Raw genomic sequence first — 18,186 nt, 5'->3', positions numbered from 1 at the left:
GCCGAAGCCGGCTGGAACGAAAAACGGGCGCCGTGGCGCCCGTTTTCCTTTGCAGCACCGACCGGCGTGGCCGGCCCGCGTTCAACGTGCGGCGAGCGTGTTCAGCGCATCCCCGGTGACGCGCACGATGCGCCATTCCGGCAGCACGGTCGCACCCATCTTTTCGTAGAAGTCGATCGCCGGCTGGTTCCAGTCGAGCACCGACCATTCGAAGCGAGCACAGCGGCGCTCGACTGCGAGTGCCGCGAGGTGCTGCAGCATCGCGGTGCCGAGGCCCGTGCCGCGCTGCGACGGCTGCACGTACAGATCCTCGAGATACAGGCCGCGACGGCCGAGGAACGTCGAATAGTTGTGAAAGAACAGCGCATACGCGACGATCGCGCCGTCGCGCTCGGCCACCAGCGCTTCGGCGGCGGGGCACTCGCCGAACAGCGCGTCGGCCAGATCGGCGTCGCTCGCGACGAACAGGTGCGTGAGCTTCTCGAACTCGGCCAGCTCGCGCATCAGCGCGAGAATCGCACCGACGTCGCGCGTTTCGGCCGAGCGGATCAGCGGCGTGCCGCTCACGCTTCCTCCGGCGGATCGGACAGCACGATCTCGATGCCGCCGAAGCGCGACGCGACCCAGTTGTACGCGTGGCAGGCGATCCACAGCAGCACGAAACCGAGGATCGCGTTCAGCAGCAGCGCGCTCAGGATCGTGCTCAGTTCGACCATCCCGTAGCGGATGTACGCGACCAGGATGCCGAGCAGCACGATCGGCACGCTGAACGTCAGGTAGACGAGGATCAGCGCCTTCGCGGTCTGTCCCGCGGCGATCGACGAGATTTGTTTCTTCATGTGCGGATTGCCCCCGTAGAGATATACCGATTGGAATTCAGATCAAGCCGTCGAGCGGCAGGATGTCGACCGGGGCGCCCGCGTCGACTGCCGCGGAATCGTGGCCCAGGACGATGAAACAGTTGGCGGCCGCGAGGCCGCTCAGCGATGCGGAACTCTGCGAACCGGCCGGCGCGACGTGCCACTGGCCGTCGGCGTCGCGCGTCGCGACGGCGCGCAGGTATTCGGTACGGCCCGGGCGCTTTTTCAGCGCCTGCGTGCTGCGTGCCGTGTACATCGCCGGCGGTGGCGCATGCGCGCCGGCCAGCGTCAGCAGCGCGGGGCGCACGATCGCGTAGAACGTCACGGCGGACGCGACCGGATTGCCGGGCAGCCCGAAGAACAGCACGTGGCCGGCGCCGTCGGCCGCAGGCGCGAGCGTGCCGCACGCGAGCGGCCGGCCGGGCCGCAGCGCGAGGCTCGCGAAGGTCACGTCGCCGAGCCGCGCCATCACGTCGCGCGTGAAATCGGCTTCGCCGACCGACACGCCGCCCGACGTGATCACCGCGTCGGCCTGTGCGGCGGCGGCATCGCGCAGCGCGCGTTCGAGCGCCGCCGGATCGTCGCGGACGATCCCGAGATCGAGCGCGTCGATGTGCAGCCGTTCGAGCATCGCGACCAGCATCCCGCGATTGCTGTCGTACAGCGTGCCGCGATCGAGCGGCTCGCCGGGTTCGCGCAGTTCGTCGCCGGTCGAGAACACGGCGACGCGCACGCGGCGGCGCACCGTGACTTCGCGCAACCCGAACGATGCGAGCAAGCCCAGATCGGACGGGCGCAGGATGCGCCCCGCGGCAAGCGCGCAGGCGCCGCGGGCGAGATCCTCGCCGGCCCGGCGGCAATTTGCGCCGCGCGTGACGTCGTGCGCGGCGAAGCGGATGACGTCGCCGTCGACGCGCACGCGTTCCTGCGGAATGACCGTGTCGCATCCGGCCGGCATCGGCGCGCCGGTCATGATGCGGATGCACGCACCGGGCGCCACGGCTCCGTCGAACGGATGGCCGGCGAACGCCGTGCCGGCGACCGTCAGCGCGATGTCGGCGGCCGATGCAAGTGCGTGCACGCTGCCGTCGAATGCATAGCCGTCCATCGCCGAGTTGTCGTACGCGGGAATGTCGAACGGCGCATTCACGTCGGCCGCGAGCACGCGGTCGAGGGCGTCATGCAGCGGCACCGTGTCGCACGCGTCGACCGGCACCGCGAACCGGCACGCGAGCGCCTGCGCGTCGGCGAGCGACAACGGGGCAGCGGAATCGGGTGCGGTTCGGGAGGCGGGCGAGGATTGCGTGATCATCAGTCTGACTGCGCCGCAAGGCGTATCGGGTTCGTGGCCGGTGGCGCGCGGAGGGCGCCGGAGCGCGAAGGCGCATGCGGCGGGCGGGAGCGGATGCCGGGGCCGTCAACGGCGGGCAAGCGCGGCAAGTTCCTGCCAGGAGTTGGCATTGTAAAACGCACGCTCGTCGCAGAACTCGACTTCGACCGTCTTGTGGCGTGCGTACCACGCACGCACCTTGCGCTCGCCGGCCGCGAGCCCGGCCGCGAGGTCGTCGGCGAGCGACGTGCGCAGCAGCGCGAAGGTCGGCTGCGGCGAACGTGCCTGTTGCGCGTCGACGGTCACCGCCATCGCGATGTCGGCCTGCTGCGCATCGAGCGCCGCGTGCAGCCGTGCGACGAGGTCGGTCGGCAAATAGGGCGTATCGCACGGCGAGCACGCGACGAGCGGTGCGCGCGCCGCGCGCATGCCGGCGAGCAGACCCGCGAGCGGGCCGGGGAAATCGGGTGTTTCGTCCAGCACGATGCGCGCGTCGAACGGCGCACCGAGCTCGGCATAGCGATCGATGTTGCGATTCGCGCTGATCAGCGTCTCGTCGACCTGCGGCGAGAGCCGGCGCAGCACGTGCAGCGCAAGCGGCGTACCGTCGAGCAGTTGCAGGCCCTTGTCGGCGCCGTCCATGCGCGTCGCGCGGCCGCCCGCGAGCAGCAGGCCGGTGACGGAAGGCGAGGCGGAAGCGGACATCGCGGGAAATCGGGGCGGCGGGCGCGCGTCAGCCGCCGATGTACGACATTTCTACGCGCTTGCCGGCATCGTGGGGCGCCGCGTCGGCGGCCGCGCTGCCGCGCAGCTGCGAATAGCGGTCGGTGCGGGCCTGCCAGATGCGGGCGATCGCGGTCGCGATCTCGGCGTCGCTGGCGCCGCCGCGCACGAGGGCGCGCAGGTCATGGCCGGTCGACGCGAACAGGCACAGGTACAGCTTGCCTTCGGTCGACAACCGCGCGCGCGTGCAGTCGCCGCAAAATGCCTGTGTGACGCTCGAGATCACGCCGATTTCGCCGCTGCCGTCGGCATAGCCCCAGCGCTGCGCGGTTTCCGCCGCCGTGTGCGGCTCGAGCGGCACGAGCGGGAACTGTTCGGCGATCCGTGCGACGACGTCCGCGGACGGTAGCACTTCGGTCATGTTCCAGCCGTTCGACGTGCCGACGTCCATGTATTCGATGAAACGCAGGATCACGCCGGTGTCGCGGAAGCGCTCGGCCATCGGCAGGATCTCGCTGTCGTTGGTGCCGCGCTTCACGACCATGTTGACCTTGACCGGCGCGAGGCCCGCGGCCTGCGCGGCGAAGATGCCGTCGAGCACGTCGGCGCTCGCGAAGTCGGCGTCGTTCATACGCTTGAACAACGTATCGTCGAGCGCGTCGAGACTGACCGTCACGCGCGTGAGGCCGGCATCCTTCAGTGCGCGCGCCTTGCGCGCGAGCAGCGAGCCATTGGTGGTCAGCGCCAGGTCGAGCGGGCGGCCGTCATGGGTCGTCAGGCGCGCGAGGCGCTCGATCAGGAATTCGAGGTTCTTGCGCAGCAGCGGTTCGCCGCCGGTGATCCGGATCTTTTCGACGCCGTGCGCGACGAACAGCCGCGCCACGCGCTCGATTTCTTCGTGCGTGAGCAGCGCGCTGTGCGGCAGGAACGGGTAGTTCTTGTCGAACACGTCTCGCGGCATGCAGTACACGCAACGGAAGTTGCAGCGGTCCGTCACCGAGATGCGCAGGTCGCGCAGCGGCCTGGCGAACGTGTCGGCCAAGGCGCCGTCGGGGGTATGCGCGACGCCGGAGATATCCGGCATCCCGCTGACGTCGGCGAGAGGAATGATGCGTCGGGACATGTTGAAAGAAGTGCGAGCCAAGCTTCTATTCTAGCCGCAAGCGGCTGGCCGGGCCGGTGGGCGGAAACCCGCAGCGCGGAAATGGAAAAGCCCGCCGGAGGCGGGCTTTTCCTGGTCGGGCGATGCGTCGCTTAATGTTGCGACGTTTCGACCTGCTGCATCGGGGTCGTGTCGACCGGCGGCAGCGCCTTGCGCTCGCGCGGAACGCGGACTGCGCGCGGCAGGCGCGACGCGGCTTCCTGAGCAGCGCGGAACTTGTCGGCGTCGGTGTTCACCCACACGAGACCGGCTTGTTCCAGCACGACATCGAGGCTCGCCGACGCTGGTGCAGCGGCCGTTTGCACGGGCGCCGGAGCCGGCGCGGCAACGGCTTCGACCGGCGCAGTTTCGACGCGAGCCGGTTCGACGGCGGCCGGAGCCGCTTCGGCTGCGACGACCGGTGCCGGTGCAGCCTGCTCGACGGGCGCGGACTGCGGCGCTTCGACGGCAGCCGGCGCGGCCGGCACTTCGAACGCATCGGTCGGCGAAACCGCGACCGGAGCCGGGGCGGCTTCCGGAGCAGCGGCCGGCGTGACCGGTGCCGCTTCGGCTGCCGGTGCGACGACGGCCGGCTCGAGCGGCTCGAGCGGCGCGACCGGCGTCGCTTCGACGCGAACCGGTGCCGGTTGCGGCTCGGCTGCGACCGGTGCCGCCGCTTCCGCAACGACTGCGCCTGCTGCTGCGACGGCTGCCACCGCGACCGGTGCGGCCGTATGAGCCGGCTCGACCGCGCTCGGGGTTTCCGTCGTCACGGCCTGCACGGCGGCTTCGCCGTCCGCGCCTTGCTCGGCGTGGTCGACGACTGCGCCTTCGTCCTCGCGCTCGCGACGACCGCCACGGCGACCGCGGCGGCGGCGGCGACGTTCCTCGCCGTCACGTGCGCCGGCTTCCGCGTCGGCTGCGACATCGGCGCCCGGCAGGGCGACGGCTGCAGTCTGGTCGGCTGCCGCTTCCGGATGGTTCTCGCCACGGGTGACGGTTTCGAGCGTCGCCGCGTGTTGCGTCGGCTTGCGGCGCTCTCCGCGCTCGCGACGTTCGCCGCGTTCCTGGCGCTCGCCGCGGCCGGCTGCCTCGACGGCTTCCGGCTGCTCGGTGCGCTCGCGCGGTTCGCGGTTCTCGCGCGGTTCACGCGGTTCACGGCTCTCACGCGGCTCGCGCGGCTCGCGGCCTTCGCGCGGGCCACGGCCCTCGCGACTTTCGCGACCCTCACGGCTTTCGCGCGGCTCACGGCCTTCACGCGGTTCGCGACCTTCGCGCGGTTCACGCGGCTCGCGCCCTTCCTTGCCTTCGCGTTCCAGGCGTTGCGACTGGCCACGGCCTGCCGCTGCCTGATCGCGACCGCCCTGAGCCTGCTGGGCGCCGCCGCGACGGTTGCGGTTGCGATCGCCGCCGCGCTGCTCGGTCTTCTCGGTCCGCTCGCGGGCCGGACGGGCTGCCTGCTCCTTGGCCGGTGCCGGTGCGACCGGCGCGGGTGCCGGAGCCGGCGACATGCCGAACAGACCCTTCAGCCAGCCGATGAAGCCGCCGCTCGCCGCGGCGACCGGTGCGGGCGCCGCAACCGGTTCGACCGGGCGCTGCGGTGCCGGACTCGGTGCCGGACGCTCGGGCGTGATGCCCTTGACCGCGGCTTCCTGCTTCGGCTTCACGTCGGCCGCACGCTTGCTGTAGCCGGTTTCCGACTCCAGTTCGCGGGCGGCTTCTTCCGCCATCTTCCAGGACGCGCGCGGATCGTCGAGGCGCGCGTCGTCATGGCGCAGGCGCTCGAGCTTGTAGTGCGGCGTATCGAGGTGCTTGTTCGGGATCAGCACGATGCCGACCTTGAAGCGCGACTCGATCTTGTTGATTTCCTGACGCTTTTCGTTGAGCAGGAAGGCGGTCACCTCGACCGGCACCTGGCAGTGGATCGCCGCGGTGTTTTCCTTCATCGCTTCTTCCTGAATGATCCGCAGGACCTGCAGCGCGGACGATTCGGTATCGCGGATGTGGCCGGTGCCGTTACAGCGCGGGCACGTCACGTGGCTGCCTTCCGACAGGGCCGGACGCAGGCGCTGGCGCGACAGTTCCATCAGGCCGAAGCGGGAGATCTTGCCCATCTGCACGCGCGCACGGTCGTGCTTGAGCGCGTCCTTCAGGCGTTGCTCGACTTCGCGCTGGCTCTTCGCCGACTCCATGTCGATGAAGTCGATCACGATCAGGCCGCCGAGGTCGCGCAGGCGCAGCTGGCGGGCCACTTCGTCCGCCGCTTCGAGGTTCGTGCGGGTCGCCGTTTCCTCGATGTCCGCGCCTTTGGTCGCACGCGCCGAGTTCACGTCGATCGCGACGAGCGCTTCGGTGTGGTCGATCACGATCGCGCCGCCAGACGGCAGCGGCACCGTGCGCGAATACGCGGTCTCGATCTGGTGCTCGATCTGGAAGCGCGAGAAGAGCGGCACGTCGTCGTGGTAACGCTTCACCTTCGACACGTTGTCCGGCATCACGATGTCCATGAATGCACGGGCCTGATCGTAGATCTCGGTCGTGTCGATCAGGATTTCGCCGATATCGGGCTGGAAATAGTCCCGGATCGCGCGGATCACGAGGCTCGATTCCAGATAGATCAGCATCGGCTGGCCGGAATTGCCGCTTTGCGATGCCGCTTCGATCGCGCGCCACAGCTGCAGCAGGTAGTTCAGGTCCCACTGCAGTTCCTCGGCGCTGCGGCCGATGCCCGCGGTGCGGGCGATCATGCTCATGCCGTCGGGAATCTGAAGCTGCGCCATGGTTTCGCGCAGTTCCTGCCGCTCGTCGCCTTCGATCCGGCGCGATACGCCGCCGCCGCGCGGGTTGTTCGGCATCAGCACGAGATAGCGGCCGGCGAGCGAGATGAAGGTCGTGAGGGCGGCGCCCTTGTTGCCGCGCTCTTCCTTCTCGACCTGAACGATCAGCTCCTGGCCTTCGCGCAGGGCATCCTGGATGCGCGCGGAGCGCATGTCGATGCCTTCCTTGAAGTACTGGCGGGCGACTTCCTTGAACGGCAGGAAGCCGTGGCGGTCTTCGCCGTAGTTGACGAAGCACGCTTCGAGCGACGGCTCGATGCGGGTCACGACACCTTTGTAGATATTGCCCTTGCGCTGTTCGCGCCCGGCTGTCTCGATGTCGATGTCGATGAGCTTCTGCCCATCGACGATGGCGACGCGCAGCTCCTCCTGCTGCGTCGCATTGAACAGCATGCGTTTCATGAACGACTCCAGGCGGCTCTGCTGCCGGCGCCTCGCGGTTGTCAGTCGCGAGGGCGGGAACGACGGCAGGCCGCGCCTTGTTGTGTTGTCACGGGCACGCTGGAGCGGGAAGGATGGCGGGGAGAATTGCCTGAAGAGGCGCTTGGGCCCGAAAGACGGGGCCGGCGGCCAAAGGGCACCTGCGAACACGGCTTCAAAGCACGGCGTCCACACACCGCACGCTGCGAAAGCGCGCTAAGCCTGAGACCGGGGCACTGCCACGGGGCGCGCGCAATGCGTCGCGCGCGCCGACGGGCGGCAGATGCTGCGGCTTGGGCCGCAGCGGGGAGTATCGAATCCAGCCCGACTTTCCCGCCTGGGGTGTACTTCCCTGGTTTGACGTCGCCAAGCCCCGCACGCTTCGCGGGGCCAAATCGGGCGCAACGCCGTATTTTCGCAACCGGCAGCCTGCGGACGTACTTCACGCCGTCGGGCTGCCGATCAAATTCTTTTCAACCAACTTTCCGTTACCGCGGCGCCTTGCCGACCGAATCCGCCTGTGGGCGCGATCCTTGCCGACGGGCGGCGCCGTGCGTGCAACTTGCTGCATCTCTTTGATCAGGGGCGAGCAGCAGACCCCCGGCGCAAGTAAAATAGCGGTTTGCGCTTGCGCTTGCGCCTTGCCCGATTCCGTCGGGGCCGGCCTGTCAGGCCACCCTCAACGTCCGGCTGGGCAAAATTATATTCAGTATGAATGAGTTAGGCAAAATATCCCAGAATTCAGTCGCAAGCGGCCAGGTATCGATGATCCAGATCGACGAAAACTCGGCCGGTCAGCGGATCGACAACTTCCTGTTGCGCGTCTGTAAAGGCGTGCCCAAAAGCCATATTTACCGGATCCTGCGCAGCGGCGAAGTGCGCGTGAACAAGGGTCGGGTCGACGCCCAGTATCGCCTCGCGTTCGGCGACATCGTCCGCGTGCCGCCCGTGCGGGTGGCGGCGGCCGACCTCGCGCGCGCCGACACGCCGATCGTGCCGCCCGCGCAGTTCGAGGTGCTGTACGAAGACGATGCGATGCTCGTCATCAACAAGCCGGCCGGCGTCGCCGTGCACGGCGGCAGCGGCGTCGCGTTCGGCGTGATCGAGCAGATGCGCCAGGCGCGTCCGCGCGCGAAGTTCCTCGAACTCGTGCATCGGCTCGACCGCGAGACCTCCGGGATCCTGATGCTCGCGAAGAAGCGCTCGGCGCTCGTCGGCCTGCACGAGCAGATCCGCGAGAACCGGATGGACAAGCGTTACTTTGCGTGCGGACACGGAGAGTGGCAGTCCGACTGGGGCCGCCGCCGTGCGGTGAAGGCGCCGCTGTTCAAGTATTCGACCCCGGAAGGGGAGCGGCGCGTGCGCGTGCAGGACGACGGCCTGCCGTCGCACACGGTGTTCAACCTGATCGAGCGCTGGCCGGACTACGCGCTGGTCGAGGCGGAACTCAAAACGGGTCGGACCCATCAGATCCGTGTGCACCTCGCGCATCTCGGCCTGCCGATCGCCGGCGACGCCAAGTATGGCGACTTCGCACTGAACAAGGCGCTGGCGCGCGCGAACGCGCAGCCGTCGCTCAAACGGATGTTCCTGCATGCGCACCGGCTGAAGCTCGCGCACCCGCTGACCGGCGAGGCGCTGCAGTTCGACGCGCCGCTGCCGGACGAATGCCGGCGCTTCCTCGATCAACTCCGCGCTCTGCGCGATACCGCCTGACTCGCATGGCCCGACAGCAATTTGACCTGATCGTCTTCGACTGGGACGGCACGCTGATGGATTCGACTGCGCACATCGCGCACAGCATCCAGGCCGCGTGCCGCGATCTCGGCCTGCCCACGCCGTCGGACGAGGCGTCCCGCTATGTGATCGGCCTCGGCCTGCGCGATGCGCTCCAGATTACTGCGCCGACCCTCGATCCGTCCGACTATCCGCGGCTGGCCGAACGTTATCGCTATCACTACCTGCTGGACGATCAGCGCATCGAGCTGTTCGCCGGCGTGCGCGAACTGCTCGCGGAATTGCGCGATACGGGTTACCTGCTCGCGGTCGCGACCGGCAAGGGCCGTGTCGGGCTGAACCGCGTGCTCGACCAGTCGAAGCTGACGAGCCTGTTCGATGCGACGCGCTGCGCGGACGAAACATTCTCGAAGCCGCACCCGGCGATGCTGCACGAGCTGTCGCGCGAATTGGGGCAGGATCTTGCGCGTACGGTGATGATCGGCGACACCACGCACGACCTGCAGATGGCCGCCAGTGCCGGGGCTGCCGGCATCGGCGTCGCGTACGGCGCGCACACGGCCGATGCGCTGGCCGCACTGACGCCGCGCTTCGTCGCGCCGGACGTCGGCGCGCTGGCGGCGTGGCTGCGGGAGCACGCATGAGCACGACGCCGGACGCCGTGCGCGTGTGCGCATCGGACGCGCTGGCCGACGGCGGCGCCGGCGTGCGCGTCGACGCGTCGCTGCGCGGCGAGCAGGCGGTCGTGTTCTTCGTGCGTTACGAAGGTCGCGCGTACGGCTACCTGAACCGCTGCGCGCACGTGCCGATGGAGCTCGACTGGGCCGAAGGGCAGTTCTTCGAGTCGTCGGGCCTGTACCTGATGTGCGCGACGCACGGCGCGATCTACGCGCCGGATACCGGCAAGTGTGTCGGCGGCCCGTGCCGCGGCGGTCGTCTGCGGCCGGTCGAAGTCGACGAGCGCGACACGCCGGACGGGCGTGCGGTATTCTGGCTGCCGGATGCCGACCTGGGGCCCGCCGCTCCGCCTCCTTCCGCCACGACCGACTGAAGACATTACTGCATGGCCGACCAACCGAACATCCCCGATTCCTCGTCCCGTCCCGACAGCCGCGAACCGAACTGGGAGCGTGCGGCGCTCGAGCGGATCGCGCTCGCGGCCGTCAAGGAACAGCGCGCGGCGCGGCGCTGGAAGATCTTCTTCCGCTTCGCGTTCCTCGGCGTATTCGTGCTGTTCGCGTTCGCGCTGATCGATTTCTCGAGCGACTCGAAGTTCTCGTCGAGCGGGCGCCACACGGCGCTCGTGACGATCGACGGCGAGATCGCGGCGGGCACCAACGCGAACGCCGACGACATCAATACGGCGCTGGATGCCGCTTTCGACGACAGCGGCACGGCCGGCGTCGTGCTGCGGATCAACAGCCCGGGCGGCAGCCCGGTGCAGGCAGGAATGGTCTACGACGAGATCCGCCGGCTCCGCACGAAGTATCCGGACAAGCCGTTGTACGTCGTCGTGACCGACATGTGCGCATCGGGCGGCTATTACATTGCGTCCGCCGCCGACAAGATCTTCGTCGACAAGGCGAGTATCGTCGGCTCGATCGGCGTGCTGATGGACGGGTTCGGCTTCACGGGCCTGATGGGCAAGCTGGGCGTCGATCGCCGCCTGCACACGTCGGGCGAAAACAAGGGCTTCTACGACCCGTTCTCGCCCGAGACGCCAAAGATGGATGCCCATGCGCAGGCGCTGCTCGACCAGGTCCATGCGCAGTTCATCAAGGCCGTGAAGGATGGCCGCGGCAAGCGGCTGCACGAAACGCCCGACATGTTCTCGGGTCTGTTCTGGACCGGCGAGAAGAGCGTCGAACTCGGGCTCGCCGACGGCTACGGCACGACCGACACGGTCGCGCGCGACGTGCTGAAGGCGCCGGATCTCGTCGACTACACGGTGAAGGAAAGCCTGACGAATCGCGTTGCGCGCAAGTTCGGCGCGGCCGTCGGCGGTGCCGCGATGAAGGCGCTGACCGCCGGCGGCGCGTCGTTCAGCCTGCGCTGAGCGGCAGCCGGCCGGCGCCGCGGCGAGCGGGGCGGGGCGCCCCGTGCCGCGAGGCTGTTGCCGGCGCCGATCTCAGTTCGCGAGCAGCAGGAAGATGGCGGGGCGCTTGTGCAGATTCGGCGCAGGCGCCTTTTTCCAGTCGGCCACCGTACGGCTGGCGATCGTCTCGGTCTCGAGGGTCAGATCGGCTGCGACGCAGATCTGCGTCGACGGTGCGCAGGTCGCGACGAGCGTGTCGAGCATCGCGTGGTTCCGGTACGGCGTCTCGATGAAGATCTGCGTCTGGCGCGCCTTGCGCGACAACTGCTCGAGTTCGCGCAGGCGTTTCGCGCGCGCGGCTGCATCGACCGGCAGATAGCCGTTGAACGCGAAACTCTGGCCGTTCAGGCCGGATGCCATCAGCGCGAGCAGGATCGAACTCGGCCCGACGAGCGGCACGACCTTCACGCCGCGCTCGTGCGCCCGGCGGACCAGCAGCGCGCCAGGATCGGCAACGGCGGGGCAGCCGGCCTCGGATACGAGCCCGGCGTCCGCGCCCGCCAGTACCGGTGCGAGCAGCCGGTCGATCTCGCCGGCCGGCGTATTGACGTTCAGTTCCCGAATCTCGATTTCCTGGATCGGCCGCGTCGTGCCGATTTTCTTCAGGAACGCGCGGGTCGTTTTCGCGTTTTCGCCGATGTAATAGCCGAGCGTGCCGGCGCGCGCCTGCACGGCCGCGGGCAGCACGGCGGCGAGCATCGATGCGTCGCCTTCGCCGAGGGTGTTCGGGACGAGATAGAGCGTGCCGGCGGTCATGCGCGGTCTCCCTGGGTGGCAAAGAGCGGATAGCCCGCGGCGCGAAGCATCCGCGTGAGCGCGATCAGCGGCAGGCCGACGAGCGCCGTCGGGTCGTTGGAGTCGATGGCATCCAGCAGCGCGATGCCGAGGCCTTCGGATTTCGCGCTGCCGGCGACGTCGTACGGCGTTTCCGCACGCAAGTATGCGTCGAGTTCGGCTTCGGGCAGCGAGCGGAAGCGCACGTGCGTGACGACGTCCTCACTCCAGGTTTCACCCGTGCGGCTGTCGTACAGGCTGAGCGCACTGTGGAATTCGACGTCGCGGCCCTGCATCGCCAGGAGCTGCGCGAGCGCGCGCTCGTGCGTGCCGGGCTTGCCGATCTGGCGGCCGTCGAACGTCGCGACCTGGTCCGACCCGATCACGAGTACGCCGTCCGGCGCGTCGATCGTCGCGGCGACCGCGCGCGCCTTCGCGCCCGCGAGGCGCAGCGCGGTCGCGGCCGGCGTTTCGCCTGCGAGCGGGGTTTCGTCGAGGTCGGGCGACATCACGTCGAACGGCACGCCGAGGCGCTCGAGGAGCGTGCGGCGGTAGCGGGAACTGGAGGCGAGAATCAGCCGCGGCGGGCGGCAAACGGTATCCGGCATGGTCGATTGGGGCGATGAGTCGTCAGGTGTGGCGCGGTGTTGCGAGGGCGCAAGCATAAGTGATTGACCGCAAAAGGTAAAACAGGTATGCTTTCCCGCTTTTCGTCGGCAGGCTTTCGCAGTGGTGGCGCCTGCCGGGTCTTCGGAAGTAAAGTACGTAATCGTACGCGGCGTAGATCGCGCACGTGCGCGGCGCCGAATGTGCGGCGCCAGCAAGCCGGATCCCGCAAGTCAGCCTGTAGGCAGGAGCGCAACATGAACACTTCTTCTGGCAAACCTGCGGCGTCGCTTGATCCGCACGCGGTCGACCTGTTCGAATTCGCCCGCAGCGGGCGGCAGGCAGCGGGTGCCGTGCGTCTGTCGCAGCTGCCGCGCATGCTGAACGAAGTGCCGGCGGACGCGCCCGATCGCGACACGGTCTTCACGTGGCAGGCCGAAGGGTTCACCCAGAAGGAGTTGCAGGACGACGGCGCCGATGGGCAGCAGCCGTATCTGCGCCTCGCGGTGCACGGCCATGCGTGGCTCACGTGCCAGCGCTGCATGACCCCGTACGACCAGACGTTCGACGTCGACATGACGTACCGGGTCGTTGCGACCGAAGAAGAAGCTGAAGAATTTCCGCTCGACGACGATGAAGCCGATGTGATCGTGGGCTCACGCCAGTTCGATCTCGTCGACTTGATCGAAGAGGAGTTGCTGCTTTCGTTGCCGCTCGTGCCCAAGCACGAGGTTTGCCCGGCAGTTCACGAAAGCCTCGTGTCGGGTGCGAGCGGTCCTTCGGAAGACGCGGACGATGAGTCCGCCGAAGACGAGGACGAAGGCAAACGGCCGAATCCGTTCGCGGCGCTGGAAGCGCTGAAGAAGGACGGGGACGGCGGCAAGAAACACTAAGCAGTTGTGGCGCGGGAAGGCGTAAGGGCTTTGGGCCAGGGTAGTTAAGCGCCGGATCGGGCTGTGTTAGAATCCGGAAAATTATTTAGGAGTTAGTCATGGCAGTCCAGCAAAACAAGAAGTCGCCGTCGAAGCGCGGCATGCATCGTTCGCACGATTTCCTGACGGCAGCGCCGCTGGCAGTCGAGCCGAGCACGGGTGAAGTGCACCTGCGTCACCACGTCAGCCCGAACGGCTACTATCGCGGCAAGAAAGTCGTCAAGACGAAGAACGACTAAGCGTCAAGTCACGCGTTGCGCGCTACGATCGCCGTTCGCGTGACAACTGGTTCGCTTGACACTTTCCTGGCTCAACAAAAAGGCGGCATTCAACTGCCGCTTTTTTGTGCCTGAAATTCGTCGCATTCCATGACCGTAAAGCTCACAATCGATTGCATGGGAGGCGACCACGGCCCGTCCGTGACCGTTCCCGCGGCAGTCAAGTTCGTCCGCGCGCATCCCGATGCGCACCTGATGCTCGTCGGCATCGAAAGCGCGATCCGCGCTCAGCTGAAAAAGCTGAAAGCCCTCGACGATCCCGCGCTGACCATCGTGCCCGCCACCGAAGTCGTGGCGATGGACGACCCTGTCGAAGTGGCGCTGCGCAAGAAGAAGGATTCTTCGATGCGTGTCGCGCTCAACCACGTCAAGGAAGGCGCGGCCCAGGCCTGTATCTCCGCCGGCAACACCGGCGCGCTGATGGCCGTTTCCCGTTATGTGCTCAAGACGCTGCCCGGCATCGAGCGGCCTGCGATCGCGTTCGCGCTGCCGAACCCGACCGGCTACACGATGATGCTGGACCTCGGCGCGAACGTCGACTGCGAGCCGCAGCACCTGCTGCAGTTCGCGGAGATGGGGCACGCGCTCGTCGCCGCGCTCGAAGGCAAGGAGCGTCCGACGATCGGCCTGCTGAACATCGGCGAAGAGGTCATCAAGGGCAACGAGACGATCAAGCGCGCAGGTGAACTGCTGCGCGCCAGCACGCTGAATTTCCGCGGCAACGTCGAAGGCAACGACATCTACAAGGGCACGGTCGACGTGATCGTTTGCGACGGCTTCGTCGGCAACGTCGCGCTCAAGACGTCCGAAGGGCTCGCGCAGATGCTGTCCGACATCATCCGCGAGGAGTTCGGCCGTTCGCTGATGTCGAAGCTGATGGCGCTGCTTGCGCTGCCGGTGCTGATGCGTTTCAAGAAGCGCGTCGATCACCGCCAGTACAACGGTGCGGCGCTGCTGGGGCTGAAGAGCCTCGTGATCAAAAGCCACGGTTCGGCCGATGCCTACGCGTTTGAGTGGGCGATCAAACGCGGGTATGATGCCGTCAAAAACGGCGTGCTGGAGCGCCTCGCGCGCGCGATGGCGGACAATTCGGTGTCGCTCGGCGACGGCGAACACGACGCGGGCGGCGCGGGCCAGACGAGCCCGGCCGCAGGCCATCACGCCGAACCTTCCGCTGCGCAATCCTCTAAAGCATAAATGGCCCAATCGACTCTCTATTCCCGCGTGCTCGGCACGGGCAGCTACCTGCCGCCCGACCGCGTCACGAACCAGCAGCTCGCCGATCGACTCGCGAAGGAAGGCATCGAGACGAGCGATGAGTGGATCGTTGCGCGCACGGGCATCCATGCGCGTCACTTCGCCGCACCGAACGTCACGACGAGCGATCTCGCGCTCGAAGCGTCGCGTCGTGCGATCGAGGCGGCCGACATCGATCCGCAGTCGATCGACCTGATCATCGTCGCGACTTCGACCCCCGATTTCGTGTTCCCCAGCACGGCGTGCCTGCTGCAGAACAAGCTCGGTATCAAGAACGGCGGCGCGGCATTCGACGTGCAGGCCGTGTGCTCGGGCTTCGCGTATGCGATGGCGACGGCCGACAGCTTCATCCGCAGCGGCCAGCACCGCACGGCGCTCATCGTCGGCGCGGAGACGTTCTCGCGCATTCTCGATTTCAAGGACCGCACGACCTGCGTGCTGTTCGGCGACGGCGCGGGCGCGGTGATCCTGTCCGCATCGGAAGAGCCGGGCGTGCTCGGCAGCGCGCTGCACGCGGACGGCAGCTATTCGAACATCCTCTGCACGCCGGGCAACGTCAATCGCGGCGTGATCGACGGCAGCGCGTTCCTGTACATGGACGGGCAGGCCGTGTTCAAGCTCGCGGTCAACGTGCTCGAAAAGGTCGCGATCGAGGCGCTCGCCAAGGCGAATCTCGCGCCCGAGCAGGTCGACTGGCTGATCCCGCACCAGGCCAACATCCGCATCATGACCAGCACCTGCCGCAAGCTCGGCCTGCCGCAGGAGCGCATGGTCGTGACGGTCGACCAGCACGGCAACACGTCGGCTGCGTCGATCCCGCTGGCACTCGACGCCGCGGTGCGCGACGGCCGCATCCAGCGCGGTCAGCACGTGCTGATCGAAGGCGTCGGCGGCGGCTTCACGTGGGGCGCATCCGTCTTCCGCTACTGATCCGCGGCGCGCATTTGCTGCGCGCGGATCCCGAACCGGCGCGCCGTTCGCGCGCGCCGTCCGAATCGATTCAATTGGGGACGATATGAAATTTGCATTCGTTTTTCCGGGGCAGGGCTCGCAGTCGGTCGGCATGCTCAACGCATTCGCCGATCTGGCCGTCGTGCGCGAGACGCTCCAGGAAGCATCCGATGCACTCAATCAGGATCTCGGCAAGCTGATCGCCGAAGGTCCGGCCGAAGAGCTGAATCTGACCACCAACACGCAACCCGTGATGCTGACGGCCGCCTACGCGTGCTATCGCGCATGGCAGCAGGCCGGCGGCCCGGCACCGTCGATCGTCGCGGGCCACAGCCTCGGCGAATACACGGCGCTCGTCGCCGCGGGTGCGATCGCGTTCAAGGACGCCGTGCCGCTCGTGCGCTTCCGCGCGCAGGCGATGCAGACGGCCGTGCCGGTCGGCGAGGGTGGCATGGCCGCGATCCTGGGTCTCGATGACGACACGGTGCGCGCGGTGTGCGCCGAAGCCGCGCAAGCGGGCGTCGTCGAAGCCGTGAACTTCAACGCGCCGGCGCAGGTCGTGATCGCGGGCGCGAAGGCGGCCGTCGAGAAGGCCTGCGAGATCGCGAAGGCGAAGGGCGCGAAGCGCGCGTTGCCGCTGGCGGTGTCGGCGCCGTTCCATTCGTCGCTGCTCAAGCCGGCGTCGGACCAGCTGCGCGACTATCTCGCGAACGTCGACGTGAAGGCGCCGCAGATTCCGGTCGTCAACAACATCGACGTCGCGGTGGTCAGCGATCCGGCCGCGATCAAGGACGCGCTGGTGCGCCAGGCCGCTGGTCCGGTGCGCTGGGTCGAATGCGTGCAGCACATCGCGGGCACGGGCGTCACGCACGTGATCGAGTGCGGTCCGGGCAAGGTGCTGGCAGGGTTGACGAAGCGCATCGACGGCAGCCTGGTCGGCGCATCGGTGTTCGATCCGGCTTCGCTCGACGAAGCACTGAAGCTGGCGACCGCCTGACGCGGCGCCTTTCCTCAAGAGACGGATATTCGATTCATGGAAAAGACTCTCGATAAACAGGTCGCGATCGTGACCGGCGCATCGCGCGGCATCGGCCGGGCGATCGCGCTCGAACTCGCGCGCCAGGGCGCGACGGTGATCGGCACGGCGACGAGCGAATCGGGCGCCGCCGCGATTACCGCGGGGTTCGCGGAAGCGGGCGTGACGGGCCGCGGCGCGGTGCTGAACGTCAACGACGCGGCGGCGGCCGAAGCGCTGATCGACGCGACCGTGAAGGAATTCGGCGCGCTTCACGTGCTCGTCAACAACGCCGGCATCACGCAGGACCAGCTCGCGATGCGGATGAAGGACGAGGACTGGGACGCGGTGATCGACACCAACCTGAAGTCGGTGTTCCGCCTGTCGCGTGCGGTGCTGCGTCCGATGATGAAGGCCCGCGGCGGCCGCATCATCAACATCACGTCGGTGGTCGGCTCGGCCGGCAACCCGGGCCAGGCCAACTACGCGGCCGCGAAGGCCGGCGTCGCGGGCATGACGCGTGCGCTCGCGCGCGAGATCGGCAGCCGTGGCATCACGGTGAACTGCGTCGCGCCGGGCTTCATCGACACCGACATGACGAAGACGCTGCCGGAAGAACAGCAGGCCGCGCTCAAGACCCAGATTCCGCTCGGCCGCCTCGGCAGCCCGGAAGACATCGCCCATGCCGTCGTGTTCCTCGCATCGCCGCAGGCCGGTTACATCACCGGCACGACGCTGCACGTGAACGGCGGCATGTACATGTCGTAACGATTTTCGTTTACCATCCGCGCCGTATCCCGTTTTTCAGGCGGATCGGCGCTTGATCGACCATCAAGCCAACGCGCGTTTTGGCGTCAGCAAACCTGATAAAATGCGCGCACTTGTAAATCTGAACTTTCCCTCGGAGGGGTAATGGATAACATCGAACAACGTGTCAAGAAGATCGTCGCTGAGCAACTGGGCGTCGCAGAAGCCGAGATCAAGAACGAAGCATCGTTCGTGAACGATCTGGGCGCGGACTCGCTCGACACGGTCGAACTGGTGATGGCGCTCGAAGACGAGTTCGGCATGGAAATCCCGGACGAAGAAGCAGAGAAGATCACGACCGTTCAGCAAGCGATCGACTACGCTCGCGCAAACGTCAAGGCGTAAGCGCCTTTCGCGCTTATCTGCCACGTCGCCGCGATCTTCGCGTTTGACGCGCCATCCTGCCGGCAACCGCGCCGGACG

General features: G+C 67.6%; 19 protein-coding genes. 11 read left to right on the top strand and 8 right to left on the bottom strand.

Going from position 1 to position 18,186, the window contains the following annotated elements:
• Positions 1 to 81: 81 nt before the first annotated feature.
• The 6 genes from WS45_RS26505 to WS45_RS26480 all read right to left on the bottom strand — a co-directional run bounded on the left by WS45_RS26505 (position 82) and on the right by WS45_RS26480 (position 7,293).
• A complete protein-coding gene (locus tag WS45_RS26505) occupies positions 82 to 567 on the bottom strand; it encodes a GNAT family N-acetyltransferase (RefSeq protein WP_059691072.1) in 486 nt (161 codons plus the stop codon).
• Positions 564 to 839, bottom strand: a complete 276-nt coding sequence (locus WS45_RS26500) for a hypothetical protein (protein WP_006476519.1) — start codon at positions 837 to 839, stop codon at positions 564 to 566. The genes WS45_RS26505 and WS45_RS26500 overlap by 4 nt, the downstream gene beginning before the upstream one ends.
• Positions 840 to 876: 37 nt before the next feature.
• Entirely contained in the window at positions 877 to 2,172 is a 1,296-nt protein-coding gene (gene moeA / locus WS45_RS26495) for a molybdopterin molybdotransferase MoeA (protein WP_059691073.1), read from the bottom strand.
• A 105-nt stretch (positions 2,173 to 2,277) separates the two neighbouring features.
• Entirely contained in the window at positions 2,278 to 2,895 is a 618-nt protein-coding gene (mobA, locus tag WS45_RS26490) for a molybdenum cofactor guanylyltransferase MobA (RefSeq protein ID WP_059702511.1), read from the bottom strand.
• Positions 2,896 to 2,923: 28 nt separating this feature from the next.
• Positions 2,924 to 4,036 carry a GTP 3',8-cyclase MoaA gene (gene moaA / locus WS45_RS26485; protein ID WP_059702509.1) on the bottom strand — a complete coding sequence of 371 codons (1,113 nt, stop codon included), beginning with the start codon at positions 4,034 to 4,036 and terminating at the stop codon, positions 2,924 to 2,926.
• 131 nt (positions 4,037 to 4,167) lie between these two features.
• Positions 4,168 to 7,293 carry an Rne/Rng family ribonuclease gene (locus WS45_RS26480; protein WP_059702507.1) on the bottom strand — a complete coding sequence of 1,042 codons (3,126 nt, stop codon included), beginning with the start codon at positions 7,291 to 7,293 and terminating at the stop codon, positions 4,168 to 4,170.
• A gap of 729 nt (positions 7,294 to 8,022) precedes the next feature.
• Here WS45_RS26480 and rluC point away from each other — a divergent pair.
• The 4 genes from rluC to WS45_RS26460 are packed head-to-tail and all read left to right on the top strand — an operon-like array spanning position 8,023 to position 11,104.
• Positions 8,023 to 9,027, top strand: a complete 1,005-nt coding sequence (rluC, locus tag WS45_RS26475; RefSeq protein ID WP_059702505.1) for a 23S rRNA pseudouridine(955/2504/2580) synthase RluC — start codon at positions 8,023 to 8,025, stop codon at positions 9,025 to 9,027.
• A 5-nt stretch (positions 9,028 to 9,032) separates the two neighbouring features.
• Positions 9,033 to 9,692, top strand: coding sequence for an HAD-IA family hydrolase (locus WS45_RS26470; protein ID WP_059702503.1), 660 nt, complete (start codon positions 9,033 to 9,035; stop codon positions 9,690 to 9,692).
• Positions 9,689 to 10,099, top strand: coding sequence for a Rieske (2Fe-2S) protein (locus WS45_RS26465; protein WP_059702501.1), 411 nt, complete (start codon positions 9,689 to 9,691; stop codon positions 10,097 to 10,099). Before WS45_RS26470 ends, WS45_RS26465 begins: the two co-directional genes overlap by 4 nt.
• Positions 10,100 to 10,111: 12 nt before the next feature.
• Positions 10,112 to 11,104, top strand: coding sequence for a S49 family peptidase (locus tag WS45_RS26460; protein ID WP_059702499.1), 993 nt, complete (start codon positions 10,112 to 10,114; stop codon positions 11,102 to 11,104).
• Positions 11,105 to 11,176: 72 nt separating this feature from the next.
• Here the strand turns inward: WS45_RS26460 and WS45_RS26455 are convergent, their stop codons facing one another.
• On the bottom strand, positions 11,177 to 11,899 hold the full coding sequence (locus WS45_RS26455; protein WP_059523739.1) for an SAM-dependent methyltransferase: 723 nt from the start codon (positions 11,897 to 11,899) through the stop codon (positions 11,177 to 11,179).
• Complete coding sequence (locus WS45_RS26450; protein WP_059702497.1) at positions 11,896 to 12,525, bottom strand: Maf-like protein; 630 nt, start codon at positions 12,523 to 12,525, stop codon at positions 11,896 to 11,898. The genes WS45_RS26455 and WS45_RS26450 overlap by 4 nt, the downstream gene beginning before the upstream one ends.
• A 255-nt stretch (positions 12,526 to 12,780) precedes the next feature.
• Between WS45_RS26450 and WS45_RS26445 the strand changes: the two genes are divergently transcribed.
• From WS45_RS26445 to acpP, 7 genes are all read left to right on the top strand, one after another.
• On the top strand, positions 12,781 to 13,416 hold the full coding sequence (locus tag WS45_RS26445; protein ID WP_059702495.1) for a YceD family protein: 636 nt from the start codon (positions 12,781 to 12,783) through the stop codon (positions 13,414 to 13,416).
• A 98-nt stretch (positions 13,417 to 13,514) separates the two neighbouring features.
• Positions 13,515 to 13,694 (top strand): 50S ribosomal protein L32, encoded by a 180-nt coding sequence (gene rpmF, locus WS45_RS26440; RefSeq protein ID WP_006051932.1) that lies wholly within the window; start codon positions 13,515 to 13,517, stop codon positions 13,692 to 13,694.
• A 129-nt stretch (positions 13,695 to 13,823) separates the two neighbouring features.
• Positions 13,824 to 14,930: a phosphate acyltransferase PlsX gene (plsX, locus tag WS45_RS26435; RefSeq protein WP_057928056.1), complete on the top strand. Its 1,107-nt coding sequence runs from the start codon at positions 13,824 to 13,826 to the stop codon at positions 14,928 to 14,930.
• Positions 14,931 to 15,920: a beta-ketoacyl-ACP synthase III gene (locus WS45_RS26430; protein ID WP_059523733.1), complete on the top strand. Its 990-nt coding sequence runs from the start codon at positions 14,931 to 14,933 to the stop codon at positions 15,918 to 15,920.
• Positions 15,921 to 16,005: 85 nt separating this feature from the next.
• Positions 16,006 to 16,938 (top strand): ACP S-malonyltransferase, encoded by a 933-nt coding sequence (fabD, locus tag WS45_RS26425; protein WP_059702493.1) that lies wholly within the window; start codon positions 16,006 to 16,008, stop codon positions 16,936 to 16,938.
• 36 nt (positions 16,939 to 16,974) lie between these two features.
• Entirely contained in the window at positions 16,975 to 17,724 is a 750-nt protein-coding gene (gene fabG, locus WS45_RS26420) for a 3-oxoacyl-ACP reductase FabG (RefSeq protein WP_059702491.1), read from the top strand.
• A gap of 144 nt (positions 17,725 to 17,868) precedes the next feature.
• Positions 17,869 to 18,108 carry an acyl carrier protein gene (gene acpP, locus WS45_RS26415; protein WP_004197638.1) on the top strand — a complete coding sequence of 80 codons (240 nt, stop codon included), beginning with the start codon at positions 17,869 to 17,871 and terminating at the stop codon, positions 18,106 to 18,108.
• Positions 18,109 to 18,186: the final 78 nt, after the last annotated feature.

Source organism: Burkholderia sp. RF2-non_BP3 (assembly GCF_001522185.1).
Taxonomy (GTDB): Bacteria; Pseudomonadota; Gammaproteobacteria; order Burkholderiales; family Burkholderiaceae; genus Burkholderia; species Burkholderia diffusa.
Note: the sequence above shows the minus strand (reverse complement) of the source record. Positions and strands in the feature narration are given on the sequence as shown.